The sequence below is a fragment of the Bifidobacterium gallicum DSM 20093 = LMG 11596 genome, from assembly GCF_000741205.1.
GTDB lineage: Bacteria > Actinomycetota > Actinomycetes > Actinomycetales > Bifidobacteriaceae > Bifidobacterium > Bifidobacterium gallicum.
Genome location: NZ_JGYW01000004.1, coordinates 372,222 through 392,572 on the forward strand (window position 1 = coordinate 372,222; position 20,351 = coordinate 392,572).

Sequence of the window (20,351 nt, forward strand, 5' to 3'; positions counted from 1 at the left end):
GCTCAGCAACCGCGCACGTTGTAATCGGCGCTCAGCAAGTTCATGGCCTTGAATAATTTGTAGGCATAAATAAACGGGCCGACGAGGATGAAAGAGCCGAGGACTCCCCATAGCCAATAGGTGGAGGCGCCGAACGAGTAGCCGATGCGGCGGCGGCGCAATTCGTCGCCCACACGAGTGCACATCTTATGGTTCCATACCAATCCCAATATGCCGAGGGTCAATATATTGAGCGTCTGCATCAACCAATATTGCATCGTTTTACGATTGTCATATTTTGAAGCAAGCGTGTTGATGTCAACGGAGACGTTGTTGAACATGTACTGGGCGTAAATGGTGAACGTAACCATGGAAAGCAGTATGTAGGCGAGCAAACTGCGTGACGTGTCCAGCTGCGCGGCAGGAGGCAGCGGGCTTGCGGCCGGCGTCATACGGCCGTTGGACCCCACGGAACCGGGGTTCGCAGCCGTGCCGTATTGGGGTATGGCCACGGGTTGTTTACGCGCGACAATCGGCACGGGTACTGCCGGCTGTTCTTCGCCGAATGATGCGTGGCCGGTTGCCGATGCGGATGCGGCTTGTGATTCCTGCACATCCGTTGTGGCTTGGGGCGCGGGAGCGGGAGCCGGCGCCGCTGCAGGAGCCGCAGGGGCCGCAGTAGCGAACGCTTCTGTTGGAGCATCAGCAAGCGGCGGCATGGGTGTGGTCAGTGGCGCTGGAGGCGCCTGAGAGGGCTGGGGTGCTTGCGGCGCGGGCGGCGCGACGGCGATCATAGCCTCAGTGGGCTGCATGCTGTCGATGACCAGCGCAACGCCGCAGGTCTCGCAGAAACGGTCGGTATCGGGGTAGGTTTTCCCGCAATTCGGGCAAAGCATTTCGTTCTCCTTCATCAATACGTGGAGTTGTTCAGCATCGTCAGCCCACGTTGGCTGCAATGCCGATACAGTGGTTTGATTAGTACATTCCCAAGCCCGTAAGCGCAGAGACATAGATTTGCGCCTGGGCGATGATTGCGGTGGTGACATAATTGGCTATCCACAGCAGCACGAACAGAATGGCGATGCCAATGAGCCACTTCCAGAACCCATCAAGCGTGAACCGTTGCCGTGGCGCTGTTTCCAATGTGGCGCAATAGCGCACCGGAATCAGCATCATGATCATCAGCACCACAGCGATGATCACACCCGAAATGGTGAACAATGCGTTGGAAAACGCACCCCAGAAGCGCACCAGCCACGCCAAACCACGCACCACCATCGCAGTCACGAGCACTGGTGACAGCATGCTGGCCGCTTGGGCGAACTTCATTTGCACGACGAGGAAATTCGCGGACCCGGTAATCAGGATTGTGGCAAGCACCATGGCGCCAATGATTGCGTAGACGATCAGGATCCATCCGAACAACAAAGAGAACACGCCAAGCACGGTGATATTGGTCGATCCGATCAGTTGCAGCAATGTCAGAATCACCATCAGGGCGGCCACGGGCGCGAAGGAGAACCAAGCTGGGACCTGGTAGCGTTGGGATGGCGATTTCATGGCCGCAATCCACCAATTGATGAACAATTCCCCAAGTGTTGGTGGTTCATTGCCGCTGTTCACATTGGCTGTGGCATTGTTGTCCGAAACTGCTGTTTGGGGCATTGGTGTTGGTTGAGATGGTGCCGTTGATGCGGCAGGCGCCTGTGCCGTCATGGTTGCGGCTGGTGGAGCCATGGCCGCGGCTGGCGTGACTGGCATGCCGCAGCTCGGGCAGCTGGCGCTTTGGTCGTTGACCATTGCGCCGCAATGAAGACATGATGCTGTCATAATAGTCCCTCTTCTCTTGCCATCTTCCGCAATGGGTCCCTCGCCCATTGCACAGCATAGGTGCCATCATATTCACCAACAGCACAATAAAGCAAATATGAAACTCAAATATCAGCGGTCAATTATCAAATATTTGGAACCTAGAGAACAGGTACGCAGAGAAGTGCCGCACGGTGGTTCAATACAAAGAACCAGACATTACATGATGTAACGTCTGGTTGTTTCCATATGACACGATTGTGACTCGGAACTCGGCCGCATACGAATCTGTATGCGTAATAGCGTGTATTGGCGTGTATTATTTGACGCCACCGAAACGGCGGTCACGGTGAATGTAGTCGTCGATAGCACGCCAGAGCACATTGCGGCCGCAATCGGGGAACAGTTCAGGCACAAATTCGAGTTCGGCATAAGCGGCTTCCCACGGCAGGAAGTTGCTCGTGCGCTGCTCACCCGACGTGCGGATCACGAGGTCGCAGTCGGGAATGTCAGGGTTGTAAAGATGTTCAGCCACCATTTTCTCGGTCACGCGATCGCCGGAAATCTTGCCGTCACGCACTTCACGCGCAATTGCGGCGCAAGCGTCGGCAATTTCGGCGCGGCCACCATAGTTGATGCAGAACACGACATCGATCACGCTGTTGTGCTTCGTGATTTCCATTGCGCTCTCAAGCTCGTCAATCACCGATTTCCACAGCTTCGGGCGCCGTCCGCTCCAACGTACGCGCACGCCCCACTCGTTCATCTGCTTGACGCGGCGACGGATGATATCGCGCGAAAATCCCATCAGGAAACGCACTTCCTGAGGGCTGCGCTTCCAATTTTCCGTGGAGAACGTATACAGGCTCAAATAGCGCACACCGGCTTCGATCGCACCCGCGATCGTGTCGAACACGACGGGTTCGGCGGCTTGGTGGCCTTGTGTGCGAATCATGCCGCGCTGCTGCGCCCAACGGCCATTGCCATCCATAATCACGCCCACATGGCGGGGCACCGCTTTCTTGGGGAAATCCGGAATGATGTCGGGGTCGGAAAAAGGTGCTGCAGGAATGTCCAACGACGTGGTATCAACGTTCTCAAAAGCCATGGCTCCCAATCTATCAACAGGGATGGCTTATGGTTGGCTCACGCTGACGTTCTACCACTCAGTCAAACGCATGGAGCGTACGGGCCGTTCCAGCACCTGTTCAGCCCACAGTTCCACGAGCCGCTGCGTGCCTGACAACAATGGTGAGTGTTCCAATGCGGCCCAATCCCCTGCTAGCAGCGCGATGAGCTGCAAGCGTTCCGCAGGTTGGATGCGAATCGCATCGGGAGTGCGGTCGGTGGCGCACATGACGCCACCTGAGCGCGCTGAGAAATGCGTGAGTTGGTCCACGCGTCCACACACCACACATGAATCGAGTCGGGGTGTCCAACCGGCCATTGCGATCGCCCGCAATACGTATGAATTGCTGATCAGCTCAGGCTCATGGCGTGCGGTGGCCAACGCGTTCAGCGCTCCGGCTAGCAGCGGATATTGGGCGCCTACCGGCTCATGTTCAGTGGAGGCCAGATCATTGATGACTTCCACAATGATCGTGGCCGCGCGGTACCGGTCGTAATCGGCTGTGATCGCCCCCGCATACACCGACACGGATTCGGCTTGCCGGATCGCGTCAAACGTGCGGCCTTCATTGAGTAACAGGTCCACACGCATGAACGGTTCGAGCCTGGCGCCAAAACGCGATTTGGTCCGGCGCACACCTTTGGCCACGGCACGCACTTTGCCATGGTCGCGTGTCAGCAATGTGATGACACGGTCAGCTTCGCCGAGTTTCATGGTGCGCAGCACAATGCCTTCATCGCGATACAACGCCATGACTATCGCCTCTTTTCTTGACTGGTGCGCGACTGGATGCGTAAGCCAACGCATCCAGACCTCGTGTGATACCGCTCAAACCATGCGGTTCAGTACAGGAACAATCCCCAGAACGCGAAGAATTGCAGGATCGAGAGCATCGCGATGACGGTAATCCAAAACAGCACGCGACCAAATCCACGTTCAGCAATGACAGCGCCAGTATCAGCGTCATGCTGAGACGCGGGCTGTGCTTCATCGTTGACGGGCACGATGCGTGCCCCAGTTGAAACGGCCAATCGACGCCGACGCGGCTGTAGCTGCGACTGTTCCTGCAACTGGGCCTGCCGATGCAGGTCAGCTGCTTCAATCATGCGCATGAACACGCGCGACCAAATCCATACCACAACGATGCACATGATTTGAATGCATGGCCAACTCCAGAACATCATGCCTGGATCATCACTTGGGGCATCTCCCCACGCCAGTTTGACCACTGCCCATACGACCTCGCCGAACCCTGCGAAAAACAGCAGCAACGTGGCGATTGTGCCCACGGTGATCCACATGAGTGTACGCCCGAATCCATGGCACAAGCCCAATACCGCATGGCGCTTGGCCCGTGGACGGCAGCGTGAAACAATCCACATGACAAGTGCGATAAGCCAACAGACAATCGCGGCTAGCAGCATGACCAGCATGAATCCAATGACGAATGTGCCATAGATCGTCATGCCCGTGCGCGCATGCAAATCCAACGGCACGGCAATCGACTGGTACAGCGCTTCACCGGCAATCGGCGCACTCGTTTGCTTGAGTCCACGCGAAGTGCCCACAGCCCAACTAATCACGTCATCAACGTAATCGTCGGCGAATGGCGTGTTCGCCATCGCCTCATCACCCAGTCGCAGCACATGGTTGGCCACCGGATAACTGCGGATCGTCACATTCCAGTTGCCGGCCTGATGCGCATTGTCGAGGATTTCCTTGACCCCTTGCACCTGGGCTGTCATCACGTCTTTGGACCCGTAAGCCACGAGCGTCGGCACAGCATAGGCTTGCGGATCGAGCGGGTTGATGTTCATGTTTTCCACGCCATAGAGCCCCAAGTCCGCAGAGAACACACGGCGCACAATCGACTGGTAGCCGTCATTGGCACCGACCAGCGCGAAATCTTGGGCCGCGAGGAACGCCATGGCTGCACGCGGTGCGAACACCATGGGGCTGAGCAGAATCTGGAAGGCGATGTCGTGGTCTTGCTGCAACAAGTAGCTTGAGATCCATGTGCTTTCCGATGTGGCATAAATGCCGACGTTATGCGCATCAACGTCACTGCGAGCGCGTAACAGGTTGATTGCCGCGTCGTAGGCTACGGCTGATCCGGGATAGTCTCGCGTCAGGTCGGATGTTGACCATACGGGCTTGTCGATCACGGCAGTCACAAATCCGGCCGAGGCCAGGGACCCGGCAATATCGCCGAACGAGTTGTCGCAAGTGCCATACCCGGCGCCATGCATGAACACGATGGCTGGCAGTTGGTTGCCGGCCTGTTTGGGAGAGCGCACCAGTACATTGATACGTTGCGTTTCGCCAGTGGATGGTTGTTGCACGTCCATGACTTCATGCTTGGTCATGACCTGATAGGTGCCATCGGCAGGCAAGGCCGCGCCGGAATCATTCGTGAACGTGATTGCCGTATCGGGTGTCAATGTTTGCAACCGTTGCCCCGTAGGCTCATAGTTCCATGGGATGCGTGTTTGTGTGGACACGAGAATCAGCAACGCCATGAGCATGATGAAAATGGCGCCATTCATCATCAAACGTTTGACCGGCGTCCACGTGCTGTGCACTGCGGGCGCCGCTTCACGAGACGCATCAGCCGACTCTGCGGTATCAGCAGTGGGCGCCTGTGACTGCTGTGATGCCTGTTGCCGCTGTTCATGCGGTTGCGAAGCCGCTTGCTGCTTAGGCTGTGCAGTATGCTCCGGCGGCTCAGTGTGCTCCGGCGGTGCAGGCCGTTGCGGCTGCGCAGACTTTTCCGGCTGCGCAGCGCGCTCTGGCGCTTCGCTATCACCTTGGCTTGCGCGTGTGTCCTCTTGCTCTGTGCTCACGGGTAGCCATTGTACCGGCTCAAACGAACCTTGTTTCGCTCATATGAGTAGGCATCGCATGACATGCAATGCCATGCGACGCCTATGGGGTGCAATAACGGCTCGCACTGCGAGCGCTGGATCAGGCTTGGGTGATTGGCACGACCACAGGGCTGCCTTGCTGGTCCATGTGCGCGGCGATGTCGTTGGCGTATCGCAGCAACGTTTCCACAATCTGGTCTTCGGGTACGGTTTCGACCACTTTGCCTTTGATAAAAATCTGGCCCTTGCCGTTGCCCGATGCCACGCCAAGGTCCGCTTCGCGCGCCTCGCCGGGCCCGTTGACGATGCAGCCCATGACGGCCACTCGAATTGGCGCTGTAACTTCTTTGAGTCCGTCGGTTACGGCGTTGGCCAATGCGATCACATCCACTTGCGCACGGCCGCAGCTCGGGCACGAGATGATGTCGAAATGACGTTCGCGTAATCCCAGATATTCCAAGATTTTGCAGCCGACTTTGACCTCTTCGACGGGCGGGGCTGAAAGTGACACACGAATTGTGTCGCCAATGCCTTCGGCCAGCAATGCGCCGAACGCGATGCACGATTTGATGGTGCCTTGCCAGGACGGACCGGCTTCCGTCACACCCAAATGCAACGGCCAATCCCCTTTGGATGCCAGCAGCCGGTAGGTTTCAACCATCGTGACGGGATCGTGGTGCTTGACCGAAATCTTGAAATCATGGAAGCCCACGTCTTCAAACATGCGGGCTTCTTTCATGGCGGAAGCCACCAGTGCTTCAGGCGTCGGACCACCGTACTTGGCATACAAATCCTTGTCAAGAGATCCCGCGTTGACGCCAATGCGCAACGAAATGCCAGCGTCCGTGGCCGCTTGGCAAATTTGCGGACCCACTTCGTCGAATTTGCGAATATTGCCAGGGTTCACGCGCACAGCCGCACATCCGGCATCAATAGCTTCGAACACATATTTGCTTTGGAAATGAATGTCGGCGATTACCGGAATCGGCGACTGGCGCACAATGGCGGCCAGCGCGTCGGCATCTTCCTGCTTGGGCACGGCCACGCGCACAATGTCGCAACCGGCGGCGGTGAGTTCAGCAATCTGTTGCAATGTGGCTCCCACATCAGCCGTACGCGTGTTCGTCATCGACTGCACCGAAATCGGCGCTCCCCCACCTACGGGCACGGGACCGACCATGATGCGGCGCGATTGACGGCGAGCATGCAGCGGGCTTTCGCTGATGTTCGGCGTACCGGTTTTACGGAATCCTTCATTCAATGCTGTGTCCACAGAACCTTCCTCAATAGTTACTGCCGTCAGGCTTGGGCAGCGATGATAGCGTCGGCGCACATACGCGCCTCATGTTCCAATTCGACCATCTGCTCCACGGATTCAAACAGCGGTGCGCTACGCAACTCGCCATCCATCTCGTCCAAAACGTCACGCACCGTATCCACAATACCCAGATATGGCAGACGATGGTCCAGGAACGCATGCACAGCCTGCTCATTGGCGGCGTTGAGTACGGCCGTGTGTTTTTCCGATGCTTGCAGGCAGTGCCTGGCCAGATTCACAGCCGGGAACGCTTCATCATCCAATGGTTCAAACGTCCATGAGGCCGCTTGCGTCCAATCGCATGCCGCCGCCACGTTGTCGAGTCGCGCCGGAGCCGACAGTCCCAACGCGATCGGCAAGCGCATATCGGGCGGTGACGCTTGCGCGATGGTGGCGCCATCCACGAACTCGACCATCGAATGCACCACCGACTGCGGATGCACGGTCACGGCAATACGCGACGGCTCAATGTCAAACAGTCGGCTTGCCTCAATGACTTCGAGGCCTTTGTTCATCAGCGTCGACGAATTGATTGTGACGACGGGACCCATGTTCCAGGTCGGATGGTTCAGCGCCTGCTCGGGTGTGATATGCGTCATCTCAGCACGCGTAAGCCCACGGAACGGACCGCCCGACGCCGTGACCACTAGACGGGCCACTTCGGCATGTGTGCCCGAACGCAAGCTTTGCCAGATGGCCGAATGCTCCGAATCAACCGGGTTGATCTGTGCGTCGCGCACCTGCGCGTCAAACAGCAGATGGCCTCCGGCCACAACGGATTCCTTATTGGCCAACGCCAACTGGGAACCCGCTTGCAATGCGGCGATTGATGGTTGCAACCCGATCGATCCTGTAATGCCGTTGAGCACCACGTCCGCACCCGAACCCGCCAAAGCGGCTACGGCGTCCTGTCCCGCATCCACCGTGATGTCGCTGGCACCGAGCGCATCCAACGCTTCACGTACAGCCGGCACGGCCTGCGTATCGGCTACCACCACATGGGGTACATGGAATCGTACGGCTTGTTCGGCCAACACTGCAGCATGCGAACCACCGGCAGCCAATCCTGTGACCGTAAACAAGTCACGGTGGCGGTCAATGACATCAAGACCTTGCGTGCCGATCGAACCCGTGGAACCGAGTACGACCACACTACGCTGTTGCATCACTGCCCCTGCTTTCCGTTTGCACTCGTGTCATTGCCCGCGTCATCGAAAGTCGGGAATGACAAATCCGGAATGCCCAAATCCAGGCTCGGCACACGGAACTCGTCCACATCAGGGAACATCGTGCTCGAGTGAGGCGTGGACTGGGTGGACGAGCCGGCATGCGCGCTCACTGAGGAATCAATATCATCCGTGGTCGTCGTCAGCTGAACATCGTCACCTTGCGCACGTTTGAGTGACGGAATCGTCGGCAGCTGGAACGCGGCCGTCTCACTGTCCGCGGACGTGACGGCCGGCAACTCAGCGGAGTTGTTGTTGGCGAGCGCGGCTGTGGCCGCAGCGTTCGACGCACCCAAATCGAACGCATCCACGGCGAACGTGCCCTGCTGGTCGTTCGTGGACGAGTCAAGTGCATCGTTGAACGAGCTGTGGGCGGCGTGCGCACCGTGACGAGCATTCGACGAGGAGGACGAGGAGGTGGCCGACAAATCCGTGTGCGGAGCCGGTGTGATCGGCTGGATCGGCGAGACAGTCATGGATTCACTGACTCCCGTCAGCACTGGAGCCGGGGAATCCGATGCGTAATCAGTGCCGAACGGAGCCACGGGCCGGCGCGGAGCCGATGCCGTGGTGGCGGGAGCCGGCGAGAATGACGGCGGAACATCGTCCGTATCGTTGCCGGCAGCGTCGTTGAGATTGATGACCTGCGTGACCTCACCCTCGCTCGGCGACGCGGAAACGTTTGTTGCAGCGGAAACGCCAGGCAACACGGACGTGGCGGACGCGCCACCAGCAACAGCCGCACCGGCCGCACCCGCAATCGCCGTATCGGCAACAGTTGACGGCGTGAAAATAGCCTGTTCCGCCTTCTGCAGCGCATCAAACGACGACTGGTCCGACAACGCGGGGGCCACAGGCGCCATCGGCTCCACAATGGTGGGTGTGTCAGGCTCGGCTGAGACGGGCGGCACCACGGCATTGGCGAACAGCGAGTTGGGATCGTCGGACACAACCGGCGCCCCGGTTTCAGCAGCGTTCATGCCCGACGCCGAACCGTAGAGGCGTGCATACGATTCAAGACGGCCCAACAATTCCTCACAGAAGCTCAAGTAATAGTCAACCTGACGCTCGTTGTAGCCTTTCTTTCCTTTACGCTGAGTAAAGACCGTGTTGGCCACTGTCGCGGCGGAAATACGTTGGCCGTCCGCGGCTGGATCGGCAGTAATCGAACCGTGGCCGCCCTCTTCCTGCAACTCAAGCTCAGCCGTGTCCATAATCGAGTCGATCAGTGAGTCAACCTGCTTACGGTCATACGACGGCATGCGCTGCTCACCCGGGGCGAAACGCTGGCCATCGGCACGCTCGGCATGCGCCAACAAACGGCGGTAGAGGTTCTCAGTCTGCGCTTTCCACGCCACGCGACCGTTGGTTGTCACTTCCACATCGGTCTGCTTGTCGGTCACGGCTTTTTCCAGACGAGACAACGTTTGATCAACTTTGTCAATGCGATAGCCGCCTTTGACCAAATCGAACGACACATTCTGGATATCACCCAGCGTCAGTTGAATGCCGGGCTGTTCATAACACGCATGCGCCTGCTCAAGGAATTCGTCTACCTGCACGGGGTCGTAACCCCACTTGCGCTTGCTCACGCGCGGCAGCGACGGCATCGCCTCGGCTGCGTGGCCATTATCAGCGTTCAACACAGGTTGGTCCTGGGAATCCATGGCCATATGCAATCCGTCCTCCCATCAGGTGCGATCAATGGATTCATCTTCTTTGTTCCACACTACGTTGCCGTTGCGACGGTACCCGCATCGGTCCGGCACTGCAACGCATCGTGCCGGCTGCCGGCCGCTCTCCCATGCGCACCCGAGTTCATGCTGGGTCCACGCTTGGTCCATGCCGCGGTCACAACGCGTCCAAAATGTGTCCAAAATGTGTCCAAAACACTATTTCCGGGGCGTTGTCCAGTCGGACAGCGCTACTGCCACGCCGACGTGCCGTCTGGTCAAGACCTGTTGTACAGTAGTGCGAGCGGGCGATTAGCTCAGTTGGTTAGAGCGCCACCTTTACACGGTGGATGTCGGGGGTTCGAATCCCTCATCGCCCACATCACACCGCCATCCGCGCTCGGGTTGCAACCCGTGCCGCGGATGGCGGTTTTTGTTGTCTTGTCTGGATTTATCCGTTCTATCAGTGCGCCACTGAACTGCCCCTGTGCCGCAGCCAGCGCGGCGCGTGCTGCCCGTACAGGGATTGCCGTCAGCCAGCCAACCGACATGCAGCAAGACGCAAGCTTGGACCGTCACATGCTGCGCTCGCAACGTTCAAGCACAGCAGTTCAGCACAGTGCAGACCAGCGCGAAAGTTCAACGCGACTCAAAATTCAGTGCAACTCAACAAATCCAGCCCGGCAGTTCAATGCAATAGTCCAACCCAGCGCAACCGTAACCCAAGTAAGCAAGTAAGTAAGCAGGCAGGCATGACAGCATGTGCTGTGCTTCAGTTACTAGTGAGTGTTCAGCACCGGATATCGGTTACCGTCACGCACGAGTTGCCAGCTGCTGTTCAGCATTGGTTGCTGTTCGACGTCTTTTGGTGCGGTTTTACGCGCGGTTTTCAGCGCACAGTCACGCCACGGCCGCACCGCAGCCGCGCCGCACCCGAGCTGTAATCAGCGGCCCTTGCCGAACGGACGCAGATGCACGCCGTTCCAGTCAGCACTCACGGTGAACGGCGTGGACGCGTTCATGCCGGCGGTTTTCGCCGCGGACTGCACCACGCCTGAACTTGCGGCACCCGGACGGCCAGGCTTGGGGCTCAGGACCCAGAACGGGCCGTCTTCCCCGAGCACGGTTGTGGCGTCCACGATCGTATTGGCGAGCTCGTCTTCGTCGTCACCGTCGCGCCACCACAGAATCACACCATCGATGGCACCGTCGTAATCCTCGTCAACGAGCTCTTCACCCGTCAAGTTCTCGATCTTCTCACGGACGGTTTCATCCACGTCGTCGTCCCACAGCCATTCCTGGATGAGATCCCCTTCGTGGAATCCGAATTCTAGAGCGTTGTCAGATGCTGTTTGATTCACGAGGCCAAATCATAGCAAACGACTGGAACAGCTTGTTTCGACTGCATTGCATGTTGACATAATTGCGTGCTGAATAATTGCAACCTGAAATATCCGCCACAATATTGCAGTATTGTTCGGTGCGGTATCGTCCGCTACAGCATCGTTCGACGCATCATCACACTGCAGTCCGGCCCTGCCGCCCCGCTTTACCGCCCGGCTTTCCTGCCCAGCATCCTGTTATTGCACGGTGCAGTGCGGCAACGACTCCCCTTCGCCTTTTCCGATGGCCACAATCGCGTCGTAAGCCTCATGCAATGTGGACACGCGCACGTCCCGTAAGCCCTCAGGCACGTGGCCCACGACCTCATCGCAGTTCGACTCGGGCGCCAGGAACCAGCTGGCCCCGTCACGCAACGCTCCAAGCATTTTCAGATCGATGCCGCCAATGGCTCCGACCTCGCCTTCTGTATTGATTGTGCCCGTTCCTGCGATTGTGGTGTCGCCCGTCTCGTCGGCCGGCGTGAGTTTGTCCACAATGCCGAGCGCATACATCATGCCTGCCGAAGGGCCGCCGATGCCGTCAATCTGCAACGTGACGTGCGCGTCCTTCGTATCCACGCCAAGTTCGGAGGCCAGACGCAATCCGGCTTGCACGGCCTGGTCTTGCGAGTCGTCCATCTGGTCGTCGGATTCCTGCTGGTATTGTTCAGCCGTCTGGCCAATCGGGAACACGGCTTCTTGCGGAATGACTTCCATCTTGCTGTCAATCCACGCCCAGAACACTTCCGGAGCGCTGACCGGATATCCGGGTACGCCCGACGCGTTGACCGTGACCATCAGCAGTTTGCCTTGCGTGGCATGCGTGGGAACGCCCGTAATCGAGATGATCGGTTTGCCATCCTGCCGTCCGAGCACGTTTTCAGTCGGGCCCGGCATCTCGACCACGTAGGGGCTCGGCAACAGCAGCATGATGACGGCCAGCAGCACGGCGAACAGTCCCGTGAAATATTTCAACGGTTTGCCCTGCACGTAGCGGCGCAGACGGCCCGGCGCGCGCTGTGGGGCTTGGGTTTCCTGCTGGCGCGCGGGTTCCGCTTCGTCGTGACGCTGCTCTTGGCTGTTCACTCGTGTTCCTCGTTCCTTCACGTTGTTGCGTTGCGCCTGTTGGCTGCTTCTCTTGTTCTATTTCCGCACCTCACACACATCGGGAATCATTGCGGGGCAAATCGTGTTGGATGGTACGGAACACTCGGAGCGTCAGACGCGGTGCAATGCGCATCGCCTTGCCGGTCCAATATTATGATGTGAACAGAATAAGCTGTGCTCACGCGCAGGGGAAGGTGGCACGCAAATGGATGAAAACGCATTGCGGCAGTGGTTGATTCAATGTTTTGGCCCTATCCAAGGTGAAGTGGCGTGGCGCCAGTTAGAAGGCCTTCCCGATTATGTCAAGGAACAACTGTTGAGCCAAGATCCGTCCACGCTGCCCGATCCGGCCCAGGTGCAGTCGCTGATGAAAGCGTTCAGCACGGGCGGTATGAGCACGTTCCCCAACATGGAGCAGACTGTGCAAGACGGGGCCGTGAATGTCAAACTCGCCAAGTCGCTCGCGTTGCAGCAAGTCAATGCGGCTGGTAGCGAAACGCAGGTCAGCATGGTTGAAGGCCAGGCAATGCGTTCCGCGATGAGCGAGGCCAACCTGTGGTTGGATACGGCGAGCTCGTTGGATCCGGTCCAGGGCGCCGCTGAAGCGTTGACGCGCGCCGACTGGGTGGAAGGCACGTTGGATTCGTGGGCAAATTTTGCCGCTCCCGTCGCCGAATCGATGAATTCGGCGTTGACGTCGGTCATTGGCGAGCGCTTGGGCGACTTGAACGGTGAAATCACGGGCATGTTCGCCGGTCCTGTGCCGATTCCGATTCCCGATGGCATGAAGGATCCCAAGCAGTTGCTCAAACTGTTTGCCAACACGTCGTTTGCGATGCAACTGGGCCAGGCGGCCGGTTCGTTGGCGTTGGAAGTGCGTGGCAGCTACGACCAGGGTATCGCGTTGCTGAACAATGCGGCTGGCGGCCTGATTATGCAGAACGTGTATGCCTATGCCAAAGAGCTTGAGATTGATGTGACTGAGGTGACGGCGTTCCTCGCGCTGCGCGAAGCGGCTTATGCGCGCTTGTATGCGAATGTGCCGTGGTTGATGCCGCGTTTTGAGGCGTTGATCGGCAAGTATGCGCGTGGCGTCGTCATTGATTTGGATGCGATGGAGGAACAGCTGCGTGATGTCACGGCGATGGATCCTCAATCGTTGAGTGGCGCTGTAGATTTGACGAATGTGGGCTTGACTGATTCTCCTGAGCAGCGTGAAGCCATGACGTCGATTGGCGCGTTGTTGGCGCTCGTTGAAGGCTGGGTGGACACGGTCGTGTGGCGTGCGGGTATGGCGCATTTGCCGCATATTGAGCAGTTGCGTGAGATGATGCGTCGTGAACGCGCGATGGGTGGTCCGGCTGAGCGCACGTTCGAGTCGTTGATCGGTTTGCAGCTGCGTCCCAAGCGTGTGCGTGAAGCCGCGCAATTGTGGGAGACGATCACGTTGCAGCAAGGCATTGAGGCGCGTGACGGCATGTGGGCCCATCCTGACCTGTTGCCGCAGTTGCCGGCTGAGCCGAGTAATGACGCCAATGCCGAAACCACGGCGAAGAAGTCTGAGGCGATTGACTGGGATGCCGAGTTGAGCCAGTTGCTTGAGCAAGATGAAGCCGCATCGCACGATGCGACTGATGGCACGGCTGAACCGTCCGGCAATGAATCGACCAACGATGCCGCAGAGGATTCCGGTGATGGTTCCGGCAATACTGATTCGGGCGATCAGGATGCCGCTGACCCGCAGGAGGACGGCTCACAAGAAGCGTGACGGCATGCGCGTCTGATGTGACGAGTCGTCTTTGCGACGCGCATACGACAAATGCAACGAGTCTTCAGCTCGCGTCACTCCCACGTAGAGCAACCGCCGTTCCTCTTCGATTGCTTCCGACGTGTTGTTTTGCCCGTAAGGCAGCAACCCTTCGGAGCAACCGATCAGGAACACATGCGGGTATTCCAAACCTTTGGCTGCGTGAATCGTGGAAATCGTCACGGCGCCTTGGGTGACTTGCTGGAGTTTGGCACGCTGCTCCTCGTGCATGTGTTCAAGGTCACGTTGTGACAATGACGTGTATTGCCAGCCGCCGTCACTGTGCACCACGGTGCCGAGTCCTTGCTGATGCAACGCTTTCATCAGTTTGGGCTGTTGCGCGTTGATGCGTGTCAATATCGCAAAATCATTGGGTGACGAACCACGGTCAACTTGACGGCGGATCAGGCTCGCAATCCGCTGCGCTTCATCATCATCGGTTTCATACGCGGTTTTGGACACGCGCGCACTGCCTTCACGCACGGCATGCAACCGCAAGTATTGTTTGGGATCGGGTGCACGTTTGAGCACGCCGTTGGCGCATCGGATGATTGGCGGGTTGGAGCGGTAATCGGTCGCCAGTTCAATGTCGGCGTCCAATGGGCCGAATTCATTGGCGAACTGTTGCAAATAGTAGCTGCTAGCGCCGGCGAACGAATAAATCGTCTGTGCCGGGTCCCCCACCACGCATACGTTGCGGTTGTTGTCGCCGAGCCATAGTGTCATCAGCCGATGTTGCAACGGGGAGACATCCTGGTATTCGTCCACGGTCAGCCAACCCACGTCATGGCGGATCATGCGCGCGGCCTGCGGATAGTCTTCCATCACATGGCAGGCAATCAGCAGAATGTCGTTGAAATCAATCTGCCCACGATTCGTTTTCTCCACTTCATACAGCTCATACAATTCGGCGAACCGTTTCGCGTCGAACGGCCCACGCAGCTGGCGATGCAATGCGGAGGCGACGCGCGCATAATCATCGGGTGCAATCAAGCCCACTTTGCACCAGTTGATTTCGGCTTCGAGTTCGCGCACAACCATCGGATCGGGTTCGCTGTCATTGGTCAAACGTTTGAGTGCCGACGCCACAATATCGGCCGTATTGTCGGCCACCCACGGCAGTGGCGTGTCGGAAATCTCGGGCCACACGTCACGCAATTGGTGCAATGCCGCCGAATGGAATGTTGCGGCGGTAACACTGTTCGGCACGTTGAGCGCGGAGAGACGATTGCGCATTTCCTGTGCGGCTTTGACCGAGAACGTCACAGCCAGCACGCGTTGCGAATCCCAGGCGCCGCTGGCGCACCCGTAGGCGATACGTCGTGTGATTGTTCGGGTTTTGCCAGCGCCGGCCACGGCGATGATGCGCACGGCACCATCCACGCTTTGCGCCGCCAGCCGCTGCTGCTCGTCCAACCCTTCGAGCAACCGTTGCGGATCGCGTTCCTGTGCTTCACCTGCTTCACCCATGCCCGCCATTGTGCCACGTTATGGACCGCATCTCGAATGCACGTGTGGCGTGACTTGCCATGTATCACATTCGGCAAAATTATGGTCAATGTCCATCATGAGGCGCAATCAGCCCGTCTCTGCCCTGTAGCCGAGCACCCCCTATGGCTTGCCGTTCGTCGTTTTTCGCCGCACTTGTATTACATTGGTGGTGTGAGCACATCGAACGACTACCGGTTGGCGGCCATGGCCTCGTATGCCATGCCGCATCTTTCCGTCACGGGCATCGGCAAAACGGGTCAAGACAACGACACCGACGAAGCCGCAGGCATTGAACAGGCATTGATTCAGGATTCCGCGGGACGCACCTACAACGTGTACGCCACGCAAACCCGTGAAGGCAAACGCCGTTTGCGCGGCCGCGCCAAAGCCGCCCGCGTGATCGAACGTTCACGTGAAATGTTCGGATTCGGGTTCGACGTGGACCATGCTGTGGCGTTCCGTGCGTCCACCAACGACGACAACCTGGCCAAACCGTCCGTATTGATGACCGTGCATCCCAACGGCATGTCACGGCCGTTGACACTGCTCACGTTGGATGATTGCGCCAGCATCGGCACAGCATTGGGCGCCATCCATCGTTTGCGTCCGCAGTTTGTGGTGGATGCGCAATACCCGGCCTATTCCACGCGCCGTATCTACGGTCAGCTCACCGCGTGGATCCGCAACCTGAAAGCCACAGGACACGTGCCTACAGAAATCACCGACAGCTGGGCGCGTATCATGGCCACCGAAGGCATGTGGAACTTCGCCACAACACCCGTGCACGGCGGATTCAGCGATGGCGACGTGCTGTTCGACGGTTCGATGATCACGACGATCACCAACTGGCAGGAACTGCAAATCAACGATCCTGCACGTGACCTGGCTTGGATTTTCTCCAAACTCGACGAAACCCACCGCAATGCCGTATTAACCTCGTACGGCCGTGTGCTCGGCAACCGTCTCGACGACCTAATCATGCTGCGCGCCAACCTGTGGGTGCAGATGAGCCAAGTTGGCGACTTCATCGACGCCCTGAAAACAGGCGACAACACGCGCATCATGCAATTCAAATCGCAAGTGGACCGTCTGGCCCACCAGATCGCCGTGTCACGCCACCAAGTCCAAGCCCGCACAGGCAAGGTCGCCGACCCGGCCACCAACACGTTGACCGTCAACACGTTGCTTGAGGCCGAAGCGGCCCAACGTGCCAAAGTCCTGCGCACCCAGCAGCACACCACGCTCTCGTCAGCATCCGACGACACGGCCAGCCGCCCGATCGCCGCCACCGCGTTGCATGAGTCAACCGTCGCCTACGACGCAACAGGCGTCATGCGTGATATCTCCGACGACACAGCCCAACGTACCCGCGTGCCGCACGCCACATCATCGTCCACGGGTTCGCTGATTGACGCGCCGATTGCATTCGGGGATTCGTTGAAAGACCTGACCTATTCTGGTGTGCTCAGAGCAGCCAAAGCCCAACCGCAAGACCATACGGCATCAGATTCGTACACCGACGCGGCCACGGATGTGACCGGAGCCACTGAAGTGTTGGCGGCCACCACCGCACATGTGTCCGACGACACAGCCAGCGCGTCATTCCACTTCAGCACGAGCGACGGCGAATACGTGCAAATCAGTGACATCACGGGCGAAGTCATGGCCATCCAACCCTCAGGCGAACAACGCGCATTCATCGTCGAACCCGACACCAAGGCCGACAGTGACGACACCGGCGAATCCGACGTGTCGCGCCAAAGCGCCGGCACGAGCACATCCACCAGCACGCAAGCGCAAGCCACGCCGCCCGCACCAACCGCAGGCCCCGACGCGCAAACACTGCTGATTCCACTCTTGGAACGTGAAGAACGCGCATTGCGCGACGCCCAAGCCGGATTGGACCGCTAACCGACGCATGCCAACGGCTGCCGTCGCAACTGGCAGGCAGCCACACGAGCCACCCAACCGACCAGCGCGCCCAATCAGCGCAAAGCACACCCACCGCACTGCTGGACGCACTAGAATGTTCGCAACAGTAGAGAACACTACAACAGACCAACCGTTAAAGGAGCACCATGGAAATCGAAATCGGCATCCAGAATGTGGCACGAGCCGTCACGTTCACGACCGACGCCACCGAACAGGAAGTCAGCGAAACGATCAACGCCGCGCTCGCCGCACATGAACCGATTGTGCTGCGCGACAACAACGGCCGCACGTTCATCGTGCCGACCGACTCGCTCGCCTACGTTATCATCGGCTCGCAAACCAAGCACGTCGTCGGCTTCGGCAACCTCTGATCCTCAACGAGCGCCACCATCACCAACCGCATGGGCGCGCTCATCCCATAGCTACTTCAACAGCTTGAGGCTCCCGCCCATAACCATGTGGACGGGAGCCTCAAGCTTGTTCTGTGCCGTGCAACAGCCGCTTCAACGCCGTTCAGACGATTGCAATCGCGCCACGTTCAGCAATGCGCGCCACTGTTTCGTCATCAGTGAGATACTCGCCGAGCGCATTGGGTTTGCCAGCCCCATGCCAGTCTGAGCCGCCTGTGACGAGCAAATGGCATTGGCGCGCCAGTTCCAGCAACCGCCGCCGCTGGTCTTCCGGGTTGCCGCGATGCCAGACTTCCAGCCCGTCCAATCCTTGGTCAGCCAGTTCACGAATCTGCTCGTCGCTGAGCACATGCTTGTTGCGGCTCGGATCGGCCGCGTGCGCGATCACCGTCACGCCACCCGCGTCACGGATCGCTTCCACCACTTGTTGGGCCGTGGGTGACGGCGTCGGCAAATAATACGGGCTCGACGAGGCCACAGCCCCTTGGAACGCTTCGTTGCGGTCCCGATATACGCCGGCCGCCACAAGCGCGTCGGCAATATGCGGGCGTCCGATTGTTGTGCGCGAGCCTTGTTTGACTTGCGCGAGCACGTCGTCCCAGCTGATCGGCAGGTCCTTGCTCATCAGCGCAACCATGCGTTTCGTGCGTTCGAGCCGCCCTTGACGCGTAGTTTCAAACAGTTCGCGGATATGCTGGCTATGCGGGTTGTACAGGTAGGCGAGCATATGCACCGACACGCCATGCACATGCGCGGTGATTTCCGTGCCGCGCATCAACGGTTGGCCGATTGTTACGGCCGCCTGCTCGGCTTCCTGCCAACCGGCTGTGGTGTCGTGATCGGTGATCGCCACGCCGTGCAGCCCGATTTCACGCGACAACCGCACCAATGCGGTGGGCGTTTCCGTGCCGTCCGAAAAGACCGTATGGCAGTGCAAATCCCATCCCGTCTTCGGGGGTTCAGTCGGCATTCGATATTCACTCATACTGTCATGGTACGCATGTTTGGCGCGTGCCGGTTACCGTTCGTTTCCCGCTTTGCGCTGGGCTACACTGAACTGCAGTGTAATCATGATGATCACTGTGGTTGCGCGTACCCGTTCCATCCCCCACTGCCGCTACGAAGCGTATGGAAGATGGAGCGCAGAGCATCGGACGCATCAGCGTGTGGAACGGCCACAGTGGCATGAAACGGAAATCAGCATATAAGGAGCGACGATAATGGACGAACGGCTGGAAGGTGGCGAACCCGAACTGCGCGGCTGGCGCAACGGGCCGACGTGGACGTATCTGATCATGCTGCTGGCCTCGGCCGTGGCGCTCGTGGTCTCGTTCGTGCTGTCTGCCGAAACACTCGAAATGGCGCGCCACCCCAACGAAATCCTCGGTTGTGACGTCAACGCCGTGCTGTCATGCTCGGCCGTCGCGCAATCATGGCAGGCCGAAATTGTAAAATTTGGGGGCTTAAGCTACCCGAACGCGTTCTTCGGCATCGCAGCTGAATCAGTGTTTGTCACAATCGCCGTGATCGGGCTCGCGCGCGTCAACGTGCCGCGCTGGTTTGCGGCATGCACTTGGTGGGGCGGTTTGGCGGCCTTGGCCTACTCGTATTGGTTGACGTCGCAGTCGATGTTTGTGATCCATGCGATGTGCCCGTGGTGCTTGGCGTTGATGTTCTCGACCACCATCCAGTTCATGGCGTTGAGCCATGCCACAGTGACCGTGCAACGGTTGCCAGCCAAAGCACGCGGATTGCGCAAGTATTACCGGTTGAATTTCGATCTGATGATTGACGTGCTGTGGATTGTGGCGTTGTGTGTGTTGATCATTGTGGTGGAAGGTCCCGCATTGTTTGCATAACACATGCAGCAAATTGGCAACAAAGAGTATGAAAATCGATAGTATTTTTATGACTATCGGTTTTCTTGACCGCCAATGCGCCCCGCAGGAGCGGGGTGGGTGTGTGCGGTAGCCGTACTCGTTGTCGGCGTTCCGGCTTGGCATTTGTTGCCGTGCCGGTGTCGTCGCTGGGAATGCTCCTGAGCGAGCTGTTCCCGGACTTGGGTTTTGCTGATACGTCGCCATCCATCCTTGCGTGAACGTCGCGCGAGTATGTTGCGGCTGGCGATAATGTCGGCTTGCCCGGTTCTTCCACAGCACACGCAGTGGAAGACGCTTTGTTTGGTGCGGTTGCGTTTGTCCACGCACCCGCACGAGGGGCAGGT

The 20,351-nt window shown here is 58.5% G+C and carries 16 protein-coding genes and 1 tRNA gene; 5 read left to right on the top strand and 12 right to left on the bottom strand.

What is annotated here, in order from left to right; genetic code table 11:
* Positions 1-2: 2 nt before the first annotated feature.
* The 8 genes from BGLCM_RS08440 to BGLCM_RS08045 all read right to left on the bottom strand — a co-directional run bounded on the left by BGLCM_RS08440 (position 3) and on the right by BGLCM_RS08045 (position 9,998).
* Entirely contained in the window at positions 3-875 is an 873-nt protein-coding gene (locus BGLCM_RS08440) for a DUF4234 domain-containing protein (RefSeq protein WP_160268337.1), read from the bottom strand.
* Positions 876-954: 79 nt separating this feature from the next.
* Complete coding sequence (locus BGLCM_RS04355; protein WP_044091214.1) at positions 955-1,779, bottom strand: hypothetical protein; 825 nt, start codon at positions 1,777-1,779, stop codon at positions 955-957.
* A 328-nt stretch (positions 1,780-2,107) separates the two neighbouring features.
* The gene (locus BGLCM_RS04360; protein ID WP_006294219.1) at positions 2,108-2,896 is read right to left on the bottom strand and encodes an isoprenyl transferase; all 789 of its coding nucleotides are present in this window, start codon (positions 2,894-2,896) and stop codon (positions 2,108-2,110) included.
* A gap of 51 nt (positions 2,897-2,947) precedes the next feature.
* The gene (gene recO / locus BGLCM_RS04365; RefSeq protein ID WP_044084825.1) at positions 2,948-3,670 is read right to left on the bottom strand and encodes a DNA repair protein RecO; all 723 of its coding nucleotides are present in this window, start codon (positions 3,668-3,670) and stop codon (positions 2,948-2,950) included.
* A gap of 89 nt (positions 3,671-3,759) precedes the next feature.
* Positions 3,760-5,466 carry an alpha/beta hydrolase family protein gene (locus tag BGLCM_RS04370; protein ID WP_044084950.1) on the bottom strand — a complete coding sequence of 569 codons (1,707 nt, stop codon included), beginning with the start codon at positions 5,464-5,466 and terminating at the stop codon, positions 3,760-3,762.
* Positions 5,467-5,881: 415 nt separating this feature from the next.
* A complete protein-coding gene (gene ispG, locus BGLCM_RS04375; protein ID WP_044084953.1) occupies positions 5,882-7,042 on the bottom strand; it encodes a flavodoxin-dependent (E)-4-hydroxy-3-methylbut-2-enyl-diphosphate synthase in 1,161 nt (386 codons plus the stop codon).
* Between the two features lie 38 nt (positions 7,043-7,080).
* Positions 7,081-8,265, bottom strand: a complete 1,185-nt coding sequence (gene dxr, locus BGLCM_RS04380; protein ID WP_006294215.1) for a 1-deoxy-D-xylulose-5-phosphate reductoisomerase — start codon at positions 8,263-8,265, stop codon at positions 7,081-7,083.
* Positions 8,265-9,998 carry a putative DivIVA domain repeat protein gene (locus tag BGLCM_RS08045; protein WP_006294214.1) on the bottom strand — a complete coding sequence of 578 codons (1,734 nt, stop codon included), beginning with the start codon at positions 9,996-9,998 and terminating at the stop codon, positions 8,265-8,267. Before BGLCM_RS08045 ends, dxr begins: the two co-directional genes overlap by 1 nt.
* 306 nt (positions 9,999-10,304) lie before the next feature.
* Between BGLCM_RS08045 and BGLCM_RS04390 the strand changes: the two genes are divergently transcribed.
* Positions 10,305-10,378, top strand: a tRNA-Val gene (locus tag BGLCM_RS04390).
* Between the two features lie 564 nt (positions 10,379-10,942).
* Here the strand turns inward: BGLCM_RS04390 and BGLCM_RS04395 are convergent.
* Together BGLCM_RS04395 and BGLCM_RS04400 are read right to left on the bottom strand one after the other, a co-directional pair.
* Positions 10,943-11,359 carry a DUF3052 domain-containing protein gene (locus BGLCM_RS04395; RefSeq protein ID WP_006294212.1) on the bottom strand — a complete coding sequence of 139 codons (417 nt, stop codon included), beginning with the start codon at positions 11,357-11,359 and terminating at the stop codon, positions 10,943-10,945.
* A gap of 219 nt (positions 11,360-11,578) precedes the next feature.
* Positions 11,579-12,382, bottom strand: a complete 804-nt coding sequence (locus BGLCM_RS04400; protein WP_044084955.1) for a YlbL family protein — start codon at positions 12,380-12,382, stop codon at positions 11,579-11,581.
* Positions 12,383-12,692: 310 nt separating this feature from the next.
* Here BGLCM_RS04400 and BGLCM_RS04405 point away from each other — a divergent pair, with 310 nt between their 5' ends.
* On the top strand, positions 12,693-14,255 hold the full coding sequence (locus BGLCM_RS04405; protein WP_006294208.1) for a zinc-dependent metalloprotease: 1,563 nt from the start codon (positions 12,693-12,695) through the stop codon (positions 14,253-14,255).
* Here BGLCM_RS04405 and BGLCM_RS04410 read toward each other — a convergent pair.
* A complete protein-coding gene (locus BGLCM_RS04410) occupies positions 14,241-15,773 on the bottom strand; it encodes an ATP-dependent helicase (RefSeq protein ID WP_006294207.1) in 1,533 nt (510 codons plus the stop codon). The two genes, BGLCM_RS04405 and BGLCM_RS04410, sit on opposite strands and share 15 nt — an antisense overlap.
* A gap of 231 nt (positions 15,774-16,004) precedes the next feature.
* Between BGLCM_RS04410 and BGLCM_RS04415 the strand changes: the two genes are divergently transcribed.
* Both BGLCM_RS04415 and BGLCM_RS04420 read left to right on the top strand, forming a co-directional pair.
* Positions 16,005-17,696: a phosphotransferase gene (locus BGLCM_RS04415; protein WP_044084957.1), complete on the top strand. Its 1,692-nt coding sequence runs from the start codon at positions 16,005-16,007 to the stop codon at positions 17,694-17,696.
* Between the two features lie 167 nt (positions 17,697-17,863).
* Positions 17,864-18,088, top strand: coding sequence for a DUF3107 domain-containing protein (locus BGLCM_RS04420; protein WP_006294205.1), 225 nt, complete (start codon positions 17,864-17,866; stop codon positions 18,086-18,088).
* A gap of 142 nt (positions 18,089-18,230) precedes the next feature.
* On the opposite strand, the gene BGLCM_RS04425 is transcribed toward BGLCM_RS04420, so the two are convergent.
* On the bottom strand, positions 18,231-19,112 hold the full coding sequence (locus tag BGLCM_RS04425) for a PHP domain-containing protein (protein ID WP_044084827.1): 882 nt from the start codon (positions 19,110-19,112) through the stop codon (positions 18,231-18,233).
* 235 nt (positions 19,113-19,347) lie between these two features.
* Between BGLCM_RS04425 and BGLCM_RS04430 the strand changes: the two genes are divergently transcribed.
* The gene (locus BGLCM_RS04430) at positions 19,348-19,986 is read left to right on the top strand and encodes a vitamin K epoxide reductase family protein (protein ID WP_006294202.1); all 639 of its coding nucleotides are present in this window, start codon (positions 19,348-19,350) and stop codon (positions 19,984-19,986) included.
* Positions 19,987-20,351 lie beyond the last annotated feature (365 nt).